The sequence below is a fragment of the Niabella aurantiaca DSM 17617 genome (assembly GCF_000374125.1).
GTDB classification, from domain to species: Bacteria; Bacteroidota; Bacteroidia; order Chitinophagales; family Chitinophagaceae; genus Niabella; species Niabella aurantiaca.
Map to the genome: position 1 here is coordinate 1 of NZ_KB893644.1, position 13,500 is coordinate 13,500.

12 protein-coding genes, 1 other RNA gene and 1 pseudogene are annotated in these 13,500 nt (G+C 48.0%); 11 read left to right on the forward strand and 3 right to left on the reverse strand.

Annotated features, from left to right (window positions below; all coding sequences use genetic code 11):
• From B160_RS32140 to B160_RS0119210, 5 genes and pseudogenes are all read left to right on the forward strand, one after another.
• Window positions 1-245: pseudogene (locus B160_RS32140) on the forward strand (hypothetical protein); the annotation flags it as partial.
• Between the two features lie 74 nt (window positions 246-319).
• The gene (gene dinB / locus B160_RS0119200; protein WP_040680185.1) at window positions 320-1,492 is read left to right on the forward strand and encodes a DNA polymerase IV; all 1,173 of its coding nucleotides are present in this window, start codon (window positions 320-322) and stop codon (window positions 1,490-1,492) included.
• 51 nt (window positions 1,493-1,543) lie between these two features.
• Window positions 1,544-1,643: signal recognition particle sRNA small type (gene ffs, locus B160_RS31205), an RNA gene on the forward strand.
• Between the two features lie 132 nt (window positions 1,644-1,775).
• Window positions 1,776-2,429 carry a fructose-6-phosphate aldolase gene (gene fsa, locus B160_RS0119205; protein WP_018629552.1) on the forward strand — a complete coding sequence of 218 codons (654 nt, stop codon included), beginning with the start codon at window positions 1,776-1,778 and terminating at the stop codon, window positions 2,427-2,429.
• A 25-nt stretch (window positions 2,430-2,454) separates the two neighbouring features.
• Window positions 2,455-3,690, forward strand: a complete 1,236-nt coding sequence (locus tag B160_RS0119210) for an ABC transporter permease (protein WP_018629553.1) — start codon at window positions 2,455-2,457, stop codon at window positions 3,688-3,690.
• Window positions 3,691-3,876: 186 nt separating this feature from the next.
• On the opposite strand, the gene B160_RS0119215 is transcribed toward B160_RS0119210, so the two are convergent.
• On the reverse strand, window positions 3,877-4,611 hold the full coding sequence (locus tag B160_RS0119215) for a TrmH family RNA methyltransferase (protein ID WP_018629554.1): 735 nt from the start codon (window positions 4,609-4,611) through the stop codon (window positions 3,877-3,879).
• A 143-nt stretch (window positions 4,612-4,754) separates the two neighbouring features.
• Here B160_RS0119215 and tamL point away from each other — a divergent pair, with 143 nt between their 5' ends.
• A complete protein-coding gene (tamL, locus tag B160_RS0119220; protein ID WP_245562247.1) occupies window positions 4,755-6,998 on the forward strand; it encodes a translocation and assembly module lipoprotein TamL in 2,244 nt (747 codons plus the stop codon).
• Between the two features lie 477 nt (window positions 6,999-7,475).
• Here tamL and truB read toward each other — a convergent pair whose 3' ends face one another.
• Window positions 7,476-8,168, reverse strand: a complete 693-nt coding sequence (gene truB, locus B160_RS0119230; RefSeq protein WP_040680158.1) for a tRNA pseudouridine(55) synthase TruB — start codon at window positions 8,166-8,168, stop codon at window positions 7,476-7,478.
• Between the two features lie 45 nt (window positions 8,169-8,213).
• Complete coding sequence (locus B160_RS0119235; protein WP_018629558.1) at window positions 8,214-8,999, reverse strand: NIPSNAP family protein; 786 nt, start codon at window positions 8,997-8,999, stop codon at window positions 8,214-8,216.
• Between the two features lie 145 nt (window positions 9,000-9,144).
• Between B160_RS0119235 and mnmE the strand changes: the two genes are divergently transcribed.
• The 5 genes from mnmE to B160_RS0119260 all read left to right on the forward strand — a co-directional run bounded on the left by mnmE (window position 9,145) and on the right by B160_RS0119260 (window position 13,318).
• A complete protein-coding gene (gene mnmE / locus B160_RS0119240) occupies window positions 9,145-10,518 on the forward strand; it encodes a tRNA uridine-5-carboxymethylaminomethyl(34) synthesis GTPase MnmE (RefSeq protein ID WP_026309877.1) in 1,374 nt (457 codons plus the stop codon).
• Between the two features lie 275 nt (window positions 10,519-10,793).
• Entirely contained in the window at window positions 10,794-11,198 is a 405-nt protein-coding gene (locus B160_RS29705) for a helix-turn-helix domain-containing protein (protein WP_018629560.1), read from the forward strand.
• Window positions 11,195-12,328 carry a tyrosine-type recombinase/integrase gene (locus B160_RS0119250; protein WP_018629561.1) on the forward strand — a complete coding sequence of 378 codons (1,134 nt, stop codon included), beginning with the start codon at window positions 11,195-11,197 and terminating at the stop codon, window positions 12,326-12,328. The genes B160_RS29705 and B160_RS0119250 overlap by 4 nt, the downstream gene beginning before the upstream one ends.
• On the forward strand, window positions 12,325-12,672 hold the full coding sequence (locus B160_RS29710) for a helix-turn-helix domain-containing protein (protein WP_018629562.1): 348 nt from the start codon (window positions 12,325-12,327) through the stop codon (window positions 12,670-12,672). Before B160_RS0119250 ends, B160_RS29710 begins: the two co-directional genes overlap by 4 nt.
• Window positions 12,673-12,754: 82 nt before the next feature.
• A complete protein-coding gene (locus B160_RS0119260; RefSeq protein ID WP_018629563.1) occupies window positions 12,755-13,318 on the forward strand; it encodes an ORF6N domain-containing protein in 564 nt (187 codons plus the stop codon).
• Window positions 13,319-13,500 lie beyond the last annotated feature (182 nt).

Consider the following 13,500-nt stretch of genomic DNA (forward strand, 5'->3'; position numbering starts at 1 on the left):
ATGAATCCAATAAAGCAAGAATGAATTATCCATTATACAAAACGATCGGTGCCGGACTGATTGGTTCCGGCGCTATCGAATCAGCACACCGAACGATTGTCCAAAAAAGGCTGAAGCAATCCGGACAAAGATGGAGCCGAAATGGCGCCCAAAATATGTTGCATCTCAGAGTAACAAAGAAGAATCAACAATGGTCAAAGATTGTAGAACTATCCAAAAGGGAGTTTGTTAAGGTCGCAGCATAGCGAAAATCTGAAATGCACCCACCTTCATTCCCCGGAACCTATGGAATTCCGGTTTTTCTTGGCTTAATTTGTATGTGCAAATACCCGGTTCTTATATCGTTCATTTTGACCTGGACTCCTTTTTTGTGGCGGTGGAGATCCTGTTGGACCCTTCATTAAAGGGCAAGCCGGTCATTGTGGGCGGTTCGGCCAGCCGGGGGGTGGTGTCTACCTGCAGCTATGAGGCCCGGAAATACGGCGTTCATTCAGCCATGCCGATGCAGCGGGCCATGCGGCTTTGTCCGCATGCCGTGGTGTTGCGGGGGAATTATGAAAGATACAGCCACTATTCAAAAACGGTTACGGAGATCATCGCCTCTAAAGTTCCGTTATATCAGAAGGCATCCATCGATGAATTCTATTGTGATCTTACGGGTATGGACCGTTTTTTTGGCGTCAGCCAGTACACCCGCGAGCTCCGGGAATACATCATCAGGGAAACCGGCCTCCCCATTTCCTGCGGCCTGTCATCGGCAAAGTTTATCAGCAAAATGGCCACGAACGAAGCCAAGCCCAATGGGTTCCTGGAGATCCCCCACGGTAAGGAAAAAGATTTTTTGTGGCCACTGGGCATCGAAAAGATCAATGGGGTGGGCAAACAGACGGAGCAACGCCTGCGCAAACTGGGGTTGCATACCATTAAAGACATTGCCCTTACACCCAGGGACCTGCTGGTGGGACAGCTGGGGAAATGGGGGGAAGACCTGTGGCGGAAATCGCAGGGAATGGGAAGCGGCGAAGTGGAAGGCCGCTGGGATCAGAAAAGCATGAGCCACGAAACTACGTTCCATGAAAACCAGACGGATGTGGGGTTCCTGCATAAAAAGCTGGTAGCGCTTACAGAGCGGAATGCCTACGACCTGCGACAGGATCATAAATTAACCGGGTGTATTACGGTAAAGATCCGGTACAGCGATTTTGAGACCATCAGCAGGCAGGAGTCCATTGCTTATACGGCGCTGGACGATGAGCTGATCGGAAAAGCAAAAGCCATTTTTGATAAATTCTACCAGAAAGGCCGCCCGGTGCGGCTGATCGGTGTTCGCTTCAGCCAGTTGGCTGATGATGGCATGCAGATGGACCTGTTCAACCGGCAGGATGATAAACTGAACTTATACAAGGCGGTAGATGCGATCAAGAACCGTTTTGGAACAGGAGCCGTTTCCAAAGCGGCAACCAGCAAACGGCTGCCAAAAGATAAAAAATGATTTTCTGCCGGCGATTCTTTTCCTTTTAGCTGCTTTGCCCTATATTTGCGGCGGCAGGTCTCATACGGCCAGCTCCTACTGAACCTCCCCAGGGTCGGAAGACAGCAAGGATAGGTGGTTGTAGCGGCGCGATGTGAGTAGCCTGCCTTTTTTTCTCTCTCTATTTTTCCTAATTTTACCGTTGGTTTTCTGTTTTGATTTCTATTTGCAGCGTTCAATTGAAATCCTGTTATCTTTATGGATAAACAGGAAATTCTTTTTTTTAATATAAAATCAGTTTATAATGAAGTTTTTTATTGATACGGCCAATCTGGACCAGATCAAAGAAGCCAATGAGTTGGGGATCTTAGACGGGGTTACAACTAACCCTTCGTTGATGGCAAAAGAAGGCATTAAGGGCCATGATGCGATCGTAAAGCATTACAAGGATATCTGCGAAATGGTAGATGGTGATATCAGTGCCGAGGTAGTAAGTACCGAATTTAAGGATATTGTTGAGGAAGGAAAGAAGCTGGCGGCCATTCACCCGAATATCGTGGTAAAAGTACCCATGATCAAAGATGGCGTAAAAGCGATCAAATGGTTTACCGACAATGGTATTAAAACAAACTGCACGCTGGTGTTCAATGCAGGGCAGGCCATTTTATGTGCCAAGGCCGGTGCAAAATATGTGTCTCCCTTTGTTGGCCGCATCGACGATACGGGCTGGGACGGCGTTCAGTTGGTAGAACAGATCGTGCATATTTACGGTGTTCAGGGCTTTAAGACCCAGGTGCTGGCGGCCTCCATGCGCAGCCCCAATCATATCATCCGCTGTGCAGAGGTAGGTGCGCATGTGGTAACCAGCCCGCTGGAATCCATCCTGGGCCTGTTGAAGCACCCGCTTACCGATGTTGGGTTGGCGAAATTCCTGGATGATGCAAAGAAGCTTCAATAAATTAGCGGAAAAATAACAATCGCAGTTGAACACAGCTTCCTTCATTGCCCACCGGATCGCCTTTAATAAGCAGCGCTCCTTTTCGCGGTTCATTATCAGGCTGTCCATTGTGGCTACTGCTATCAGTGTGGCGGTCATGATCATTACCCTGGCTTTTGCCAATGGGTTCCAGCAAAAGGTGAGCGAAAAAGTATTCAGCTTCTGGGGGCATATCCGTATCCAGGAGATGACCCCCTATCAATATGTGGTATCGGAAGAAATACCCATAACCGCCAACCCCGCGCTTGTGGCGCAGATAAAAAAGAATCCGCAGGTAGCTACTGTTCAGCCCTTTGCTACCCGCTATGCTATCGTAAAAACAAAAGACGACCTGGAGGGGGTATTGGTAAAAGGCGTAGACAGTACGTACAATTTTGCGAACCTGCAGTCCTTTATGCAGCGCGGCCGCCCGCCCAGGTTCCCGGATTCCACTTACAGCAGGGAGATCATGATCTCCGCCTATACGGCAACACAGATGAAGCTGGACACAGGCAGCAGGGTGCTGATCTATTTCATCCGGCCGGATAATTCCCTGCGGCCGGACCGTCTTACGGTAACGGGGATCTATAAAACAGGTATTGAGGAATATGATAAGACCTTTGCCATTGGCGATATCAAGCTGATCCGCCGCCTGAATGACTGGGAGCCGGATCAGATCGGAGGGTATGAGCTCTTTTTAAAGGATTATAAAAAGATTGATGCCGTTACCAATGAGCTGGCCGGTTTGCCGCAGATGCCCGATGAATGGGATGCCCAGGACATTAAGAATTTTGCGCCCAATATTTTTGACTGGCTCAATATGCAGGATGTGACCCGGAATCTGCTGATCGCCATCATGGTGGTGGTTGCGGTTATCAACCTAATCACCTGCCTCATCATCCTGGTGCTGGAGCGCATGCGCATGATCGGTGTATTGAAAGCGGTGGGCGCTACCGACTGGACGGTTCAGCAGATCTTCCTGCGGCACAGCCTGCTGATCACGCTTACAGGTATTGTTGCCGGTACGGTAGTGGCGCTTGGTTTGTTGTATGCGCAGGTAAAGACGGGCTTTATAAAGCTGGATGAGAGCGCTTATTATCTCAGCCAGGCGGCGGTCAAAATTTCTTCCTGGGAAGTGGGCGCCATTTGCGCCGGTACCTTTCTTGTTTGTTTGCTGGTATTGATGATCCCCACTTATATTGTAAAAAAGGTCCAGGTGGTAAAAGCCATTCATTTCCGGTAGGAGGATGTTTGAAGTTTCAAGTTTCAGTCAGGTCCGTTTTTATACTTCATGACCCCCGTTCCCTGGTTTAGGTCAATGCATCTCACTGCTCACTAACCGCCGGCGGATGTAAGGGTTCCTGGTTAAGATCTTCTTGAACCTTGATGCGGGTGCTCCTTTCTTAAATTCAGCTCTCAAACCTGACCGCTACTTCAGATGCGACAACAAAATACCCGTGGCCACGGCTGCGTTCAATGATTCCGCGGCGCCGATCCGCTCAATGGTGATCTTATCAGTAAGCCGGACGGCTACTTCCGGCCGGATGCCTTTTGATTCATTGCCGATAACCAGGATGCCTCCGGCGGCCTGTACCCTGGTAAGAGGCGTTCCATCGAGCATGGCGCCATAGACCCGGGTATTGTTCCGGAGCGCCAGCCAGGCCGGCAGATCGGCGTAAGAAACGGGGATCCGGAATAAGCTGCCCATCGTGGCCTGAACCACTTTGCTGTTATATATATCGGCGCAGTCGTTGCTGCAAACGATACCGGGTATTCCAAACCAGTCTGCAATGCGGATGATGGTGCCGAGGTTCCCCGGGTCCTGTATCCCATCGAGGGCCAGCATCAGCTTTGACGGATCATACCAATCCGCATCCGGGGCTTTCCCTTTTTCAATAAGGGCAACCACCCCGCTGGGCGTTTTCAGCTGGGATATTTTTTCCAGTTCGAAAGCAGCTACCGCAATCATCGGCGTCCGGGGGTGCAAGGGCTGCATTTCCTGTACCCACCCGGCAAGCGCCCATATTTTTTTAACAACCGTTACCGGTGTTTTCAGGGCTTCATCCACTATTTTTGGCCCTTCGGCCAGATAGCAGTTTTCTGTGTCCCTGAATTTTTTTTGGAACAAACTTTGAATATATTTGATTTCAGATTTACTAAGCATCTTTTACTTAAATTAAAAATTTAAACCATATAATCCTGGTAAAAGCATTCAAAAATACATTTCTTCCGTTAGCCGTTGGTTTGGCGTTGCTGTTTTTATCTTCCTGCAGCGTTTTTACAGTGGTTAAAAAACATCCGGAGGGTGTGCCTTTTGTTTTTGAAACCAGGGTAAATGTAGAAGAAGCGCTCAGCAAGGAAGAAAAGAGCCGGCTGGAGGCCGGGCTCAATGAACAGCTGGATGACAGTATCCGTTCCAGGAGGGTTGACAAGATATTGTGGGCGGTTATCAAGGACCCGCCGAAGCTGGATACCAGTCAGATCAGCAAGACCATCCAAAGCATGCATTATTACCTGAATGCGCAGGGCTATTTCCGGGATTCGATCAGCTATACCACGGCGGTGAAGAACGTGGAAGATCAGCAACGGGCCACCATCCAGTTTGATGTATGGCCCAAAAAGGTCACCAAAATCGATTCCCTTGCGTATGTGCTTCCAAACGACAGCCTGCAGAAAGTGATCAGGGACAACCTGGAAAATGCATTCATCAAAAAGGGAAATCCGTTTGCCCAGGCACCGATATCGGCGGAAATGGACCGTATGGTGGATCTTTACCGCAATAATGGGTATCTGCGGTTTTCGCGAGGATTGCTGTTTGGTTTGTGGGATACGCTGGATGCCTCGCTGCTGGAGCTGTCTGTGGATCCGCTGGCGCAGGCTGCACAGCTGGAGCGCCTGCAAGACCGGCGCCTGAACCCAACGGCCAACCTGGAGATCCGGACAAGACCGATCGAGGACAGCACGGCTGTGCAGAAATATTATGTAGGCAATTTTACCGTCTACCCCAATAGCAACGACACCACAGGCGCCAACCGTAAAGAAACGGTGCTGGGTAATGTGACCGTTATCCAAAACAGGAATATTTTCAAACCCAAGATTTTTCCGCCCAATATCTATTTGAAAAAGGGGGATCCGTATGATCAGCGCCGCTACATACGAACCCTTAACCGCTTTAACGGCATCGGCTCCTGGCGCATGGTGGATATTACTCCGATGCCGCGAAGTGGTCAGGATACGGTGGATTTTGCCCTTAAGCTATTACCGGCTAAAAAATACAATTTTACAACAAATGTAGAAGGCAGTTTCAGCCAAAGCGTTCTTTCCGGGAATTTTGTTGGATTGGGGTTCAGCCTGGGGCTGCAGAACCGCAACTTTGCCCGCGCCGCCAACCTGATGAGCACAAATGTGAACTACCTGGTGGAGCTGGGACAGCTGACTGCGGGAGAGATCATACAGACGCAGCAGTTCAGCGCCACCAATACCATTTCCTATCCCCGTTTTATCTTCCCGGGAATGAAAGGGTTTAAAAATAATTTCCGCGGCAATTTCCGGTCATTGTTTACCCTGAGCGCAGCCAGTACCGAGCGGCGGTATCTTTTTAACCTCACGTCTTTCAGCAGCGCCTGGGGATATGAGTTTGGCTGGCGGGGCAGGGATTACAGCAGTAATAACCGCACCTTCAATCTTTCGGTAAAAGTGCCCAATATTGAGTATTCATACCTGATACGGCGGGACAGCCTGGACAGAATGATTGCCCGGAATCCGTCTATAAAGAACTTATTCTCTGATGGATTGATCACTTCATCGATCGTAAAGCTGATCATGCCCTGGGGCCGCATCAACGGGCGCAGCACCAACGTGATCCGGGCCAATTTTGAGGAATCGGGTTTGCTGACCGGGATGATCCGCAACAGTTTTTTTGACAAACACCTGTACCGCTTTGCAAAGCTGGATGTAGAATATGCAAAGCTGTATAAATGGACCAAGACTTCCCTGGTGCTTCGGGGATTTGCCGGCGTTGGATATGAGCTGGAATCGACCGCCAACCCGGAGAAACGGGCGCAGATGCCGTTCTTTAAACAATATTACAGTGGGGGACCCAACAGCATGCGGGCATGGCAGCTGCGGCGGCTTGGCCCTGGTTCTACCATTAAAAGTTTTGAAGGGGCCTACAGCTTTCCGGACCGCTTTGGCGACATGCAACTGGAGGCCAATATCGAATACCGGGTACCCTTATTTAAAATGGGGGGTATCCCCATTAACGGGGCCGTGTTTACCGATGTGGGAAATGTGTGGCTGCTCAAAAAAGAAGCGGGGCTGCCGGATGAGATCTTTAAGCTGAACCGCCTGGGCACCGATCTGGCCGTAGGATCCGGCGCAGGGGTCCGGGTAGACCTCGGGTTCTTTGTGATCCGGCTGGACTATGCATATAAAGTGAAGGACCCAAGCCCTTCTCCCGACAACCTTGCCTACCGGAACCGGTTTTTTGCATATCCGTTCATAAAAGGAAGTCAGCTGCAGATCGGGATCGGGTATCCGTTTATTTTTTAGCGATCGGGAGAATTTGAAAATGTGGGAATATGAAAATGTGGTGATGAGGGTTCAATATCCCCGTATGAAAATACGTTGGATATCAGACGATGGATGCCAATGGGCCGTCTCCCGCGATGAATTTCCATTTAATCGCGCTCATAATTCATAGAATATCAAACCTTAGATCAGCGGGAAGTAGTATATAAATGACCTCCTGCGGCGCCCGACCGGCCGAGACATGATTGGTTACCGGGGGCTTACCGGCGCAGCGCTTCGAGGAAAACCTGAACCGACTCAGGAAATTCCAGAGCATTTGAAGGTGGAAGTGGGATCCAACACCAGGCATAAAATTGATCTGACCTGGAACTTTGAACAGGGTTTAGTTATCGGCTTTGAGAGTTAAGGACCTAAATCGAGCGGTGAGCGTCGGGTATCAACCAGAACCTGCCTTGGAACTTTAAACGTGAAGCCCGGAACCTGCCCGTCAGGCGGGCTTTAAACATCCCCCTTTATGCCGGCAGTAAATGCTTCTATGGTAAGCGCATTTTCTACTAAGAAATCGCCGATACGAGTGCGGCGCAGACTACTGAGATAGGCCCCGCATCCCAGTGCCTGTCCAAAATCCTGCGCCAGGCTCCGGATATAGGTGCCGGTTGAGCAAACAACCTTAAAAGAGATCTCCGGCAAATGGGTCGCATCTACTTCAAAGCTGGAAATGCTTACCGGCCGGGGATCCAGCTGTACATCGATCCCTTTCCGCGCCAGTTCATATACCCGTTTCCCATCCTTTTTAATAGCAGAGTGAGCCGGTGGTACCTGTAAAATATCGCCTACAAATTTTTGAGTTGCGGCCTCTATATCAAAGATCGTAAGCTGATCATAAGGTTTAAAATCTACGGGTTCGCTTTCCAGGTCATAAGTAGGAGTAACGGCTCCAAGGGTAAAAGTGCCCGTATATTCTTTTTCTTTTGCCATATAGGCGTTGATCTGCTTGGTGAATTTACCGGTGCAGATGATCAGCAGGCCGCTGGCGAGCGGATCCAGTGTGCCCGCGTGTCCCACTTTCTTAATACGGACCAGGTTGCGCACTTTCCGTACGGCATCAAAAGAGGTCCAGTTGAGCGGTTTGTCGATCAGCAGTACAGCGCCTTCGGCAAAATCGATATTTTTTAGATCTTCTTTTTTCATCTGCCGCGAAAATAAGCATCCGGGACAAGAAATACGCAAAAGAGGTCAGAGATCGGAATAGGGAGCTGCTTTCAGAAAAACAACGTCAATATGGGCAACGTTTTCCTTATAAATTTCCAGCGAGTTCAGCCGCTTCCAGTCGGGGTCTTTGCCAAAGTTCTTCCAGTTCTGGTTGCGGGCATTCATATCCGCATGGGTGGTCAGGTACATCAGGTTGGGCATACGGGAGCCGGCCAGTACTTCGCCATAGAAAACAGCGTTAAATCCCAGCCGCTTAAAAATGCCGATCTCGTCGCCGTCATTAAACATTTTTACTTTATTATGAAACTGCTTTTCAGTGCTGCTTTCATAGCTGCGCAGTTCGTATACCCGCTGCGCCTTGTCGCCTTTCAGTCCGGGAACGTTCAGGACCGGTGCTTTGGCAAAGGACTTCAGCAGGATGGTTTCGATGCGGTCATAGATTCCTGCTTTATTGGGAGCATTGAGGTAATCTGCCGCAGCCTGCTGATACCGGCGGTCATTCTGCAGGCGTGTGCTGAGCCCCTGCCATTGCGCCAGTTCCCGGAAAGGGATCAGCACATATATTTTTTTATCGGATGCGGTATCGTTGCCAAGTGCCTGAAACACGCCGATCCGTTGTAGTCCGAAACGGTGCAGGGCGGGGAGCAGGGCCTGTTGCAGGTAATGGTCCAGCTGTTCCTGTTGCTGCAGGCGTGTATAATGAAAAACCTGCAACTGGAAATATTCTCTTACTGCTTTTTGAGGTTGTGCTGCAGGGCGGCCGGGAGCCAGCAGCACCAGCACAATGACGAAGATAGATACGCGTTTCATGAAAAAGTATTGTAAAAACGTAAAGATAACGGATGTGCGGTGTTATGCCTGCAATTAAAAAAACCGGTTTATAGTGTAACGGGATGATTGAAGATACGGTTGTCCGGTGGCCGACCGTCTGCTGCCGAATACGTACTTTTGGAGCATGAACGTGTTTTCGGGCTTTGATGATACAATTGCGGCGATAGCCACACCGCCGGGCATAGGAGCCATAGGGGTGATCCGGCTGAGCGGGAGGGATGCTATCTCCATAGCAGATGCCATCTTTAAGGGGAAAAGACTGTCCGGGCAGGAAACGCACACGGTTCATTTTGGGCATATCGTGGCTCCGGAAAACGGGGCGCTGATCGATGAGGTGGTGGTTACCTTGTTCCGCGCGCCCAAAAGCTATACGGGAGAGAATGTGGTAGAGATCAGCGGTCACGGAGCGCCTTATATTTTGCAAAAGATACTGGAAGCAGCAGTAGCGGCCGGCGCAAGGCTTGCCAAAGCCGGTGAGTATACCCAGCGCGCCTTTTTAAACGGCAAGCTGGATCTGGCACAGGCGGAAGCCGTGGCCGATCTGATCGCTGCAGACAGTCAGGCACAGCATCAGGCTGCCCTGCAACAGCTGCGGGGCGGTTTTTCGGGCGATCTTGCCAAGCTCCGCGACCAGCTGATCAACTTTGCAGCGCTGATAGAGCTGGAGCTTGATTTTAGTGATGAGGATGTGGAATTTGCAGACCGGGCCCAGTTCCGGACTTTAATCTCAAATCTCAAATTTCAAATTTCAAATCTCATCAATTCCTTCCGGTTGGGCAATGTGATCAAGAACGGTGTAAGCGTGGCCATCATCGGCAAGCCCAATGCAGGGAAAAGCACCCTGCTCAATGCATTGGTGAATGAAGAGCGAGCCATCGTCAGCGAGATCGCGGGAACGACCAGGGATACCATTGAAGAAACGCTCAATATTAACGGGGTGCTCTTCCGGCTGATCGATACGGCGGGTATCCGGGAACATACAACAGACCGGATCGAAAGCATCGGTATCGAGCGCAGCAGGCAGAATGCCGCGAAGGCAAATATCATCCTGCACCTGATCGACGTAACGGATCCGGATACTGCTGCTATCGGGTGGCTGGAGCCTTTTGCAGACAAAACGATTGTAATACTGAATAAAACAGATCGTGAGGAGGTGCCGCTATCAGACATTGAGCATCGAGCATCGGATGTAGCCATCAGCGCCAAAAAGAATACCGGTATGGAAGCGCTGAAGGAACTGATGTATGAACGCGCCGTTGGTGAGACCATCCGGACTGAAAATTCCATTGTGACCAATGCCCGCCACTACGATGCGCTTTCAAAAATGATGGATAGCCTGGCCGCCATAGAATCGGGTATGAACCAGAACCTGACCGGTGACCTGCTTTCTATTGACATCCGCCGGGCCCTGCATTATCTGGGAGAGATCACCGGGCAGGTAGAAGTAGACCGGGATATACTGGGAACGATCTTTGGGAAGTTCTGTATCGGAAAGTAAGCGGGTTATTTCAGTTGACGCAGTTTGACCTCATTTTACTAACTATTTGAAATACAAGTTATTACAAAGTTAAATTTACTGCATTTTACCTCACTTTTATGGATGTCTTGTACCTCTTTTGTACCTTTTCCCAAAAGTTCATTGAACAAAAAGGGTATTTTGGGAAGGTTGGGTAGAGGACGGCAGCCACAGGCAGTTCCAGTCATTAACTGGCAGTTCGTGGCAGTTCCAGTCATTTAGCGATCTACCGCGGATTGCCTTAAAAAAAAGGTAAAATGAGTACGAATATCCGCGTAAAAAAGATCTGCCAGGAATGCAAAAAGCCATTTATTGCACAGAAAACGGTCACAAAATTCTGCTCTCTTAAATGCGCCAGTCGCAATTATAAAAAGCGCGAGAAAGAGAAAAAGATCACACAGACCATTCTTGCCACCAATCAGCAGGCAATCGAGCAGTCTCAGGCTACTGCTCCTGCGGTTCAACAAGGGCCTGAAAATGGCCGTTTACACATGGAATGGCTTAGCATCCGTGACGTGTCTCAATTGCTTGGAATAGCTGAAAGAACGCTTTTCAGGCTGATTAAAGACCCCGCTTTCCCGAAATTAAAAATCAGAAGAAGGCTGCTGTTCAACAAACAGCAGGTTCTGGATTATTTCATCAGTAAAAGCGAAGGGTTATGAGAGGAACGTTAAGGAAGAAATTACTGAAATCCGGTAAGTACAGTCTGTTTATTGACTATTATCCGCCGGTTTGGAATCCGGCAAAGCAGGTTTACACGCGTCGTGAATTTCTGCGTTTGTTTTTGCACAAAGATCCTGTTACATCCCTGCAAAAGCGGGAGAACAGGTTGTACCAGGAAATAGCGGAAAAGATCTTTATTAAGCGTATGAAAGCGTTGATGCTTGAAGCAAACGGATTGTTTAATGTAGATGTGCTTGAAGCCGACTTTTATATATACGCCGCTTCTTTTATTCGCAATAAGCAAAAAGAAGATGTAGATACGACCCATTATGAAACGGCCGTAAAATATTTACGGAGATGGGTGGGCGACCACATGAAGTTCAGAGATCTGGACGACCGGTTCCTACAGAAATTTAAAGAGCATTTGCTCAGCTCAGCGACGTTGAAGTCCAAGAAATTCAAACTTAATCAGAATTCCGCCGCCTCCTATTATGACAAATTTGCCCTTATTGTTCACCAGGCTTTTTTAGACAGGTACCTGCCTGAAGACTTTACCATCCGGGTGCCGCGTATCAGCAACGTGGATACATTCAGAGAGATTATTGATGACGAAGAGCTGCAATTGCTGCTTGACAACCCGGTAGATGATCCGCTTGTTTTCAAATCTTCCCTGTTCGCTTTACTCACGGGATGCCGGTTCAGCGCTATTAAAATACTCAGGTGGAGCTATTTCCACTATTCAACCTCGCTGAAAGCCTGGTATATCTATTTCATTGACCCCAAGCCTGAACGTTGCTTTAAACATTACATCAGCGATGAAGCTGTAAAATTATTGGGCGAGATAAAGGATTCTGATGATCTGGTGTTTCCGGGGCTGGACTATCACCGGACCAGGGCCAAACTTAAAGAATGGTTTGGTTCCGTTGGTTTAAAAGATAAGGCCAAGTTCCATAACTGGCGGCATAAATATGCAACCACATTAATAGAAAAGGGTGAGGATATCTACATTGTCAGCAAAATGCTCAATCATAAAAATGTCAAGACAACGCAGATCTACGCCCAGGTTCCTGAAGCAAATAAGGCTAAAGCTGCATTCAAACCTACTTTAATAATAAAATCTGATTTATGAAACAATTAAATATTGAACAACGGCTGGAAAAAATTGAAGAAGAAATCGCTTCAATCAAAAAAGCACTGGAAAGGGTGCTAAATAAACCGCAAGCCTTGCAAGCGACGGGTAATGAACCTGAAATTATGACGGTCAAGCAGCTAGCGCAGTTTACAGGCATAGACGAAAATATGATCTATGCTAATTGCGCTAAAGGCGATATCCCTTATTTCAAGTTGGGCAAGCAGTACAGGTTCAAAAAGAAAGAGATCCAGGAATGGCTTAAAGAGCAGAAAGGCGCCCCTGAATTTTCAGTAGACCAATATGTTGACAGGTATCTGCAGAAAAACGTACTGAAAGCATAGTCTTCCGAAAATACTCTGGAGAGTTAAACAGTCAGGATAACTACAAAACAAGTGGGCAAATAATCTTTAAAATAATATACACATGGAAATCATTAAAAGTATTCAAAACCGGATCTATGAATTAAGGGGCTTAAGGGTTATGCTGGACAAGGATCTGGCTGCTCTTTATAATGTGGAAACAAAAGTTTTTAACCAGGCTGTCAAAAGAAACATTGAAAGATTTCCAGCCGATTTTATGTTTCAGTTGACTAAAGCAGAATGGGAAAGCTTAAGATTGCAGGTGGAGGCTATAGAGAAGAGCGCACCTTCAAGGTCACAAATTGTGACCTTGAACACAGCAAGAGGCTATAACTTAAAATACCTCCCCTACGCATTTACGGAACAAGGCGTTGCCATGCTTAGTTCGGTATTGCGTTCTACTTACGCAATCCAAATGAATATCGCCATAGTGAGGGCATTCGTTGAGCTGCGCAGAATATTACTTGACCAGTCAGAAGTTAAATATCAATTGAATCAACTGAAGGAGTGGGTTGGTTCGCATGATGTCCAACTAAGTGAAATCTACCAGGCTTTGGAAAATCTATTAGATGAAAAGGCTGCGCAGCGAAAATGGGAGGATAGAGATCGGATCGGGTTTGAGAAATAATATTGATATTATATAAATAATTGATTATTAATATACAATATTATATGCAACACCAGTTGTTGCAAAAAATGAAACAACTGGAATGGAACGTCGGCGATGCAATTTTATACGATCGGCAATAAGCAAAAAATACATATTTCGATTTTCGGACTAATAGAAAATGGTTTCTTGTTTCAGAATAT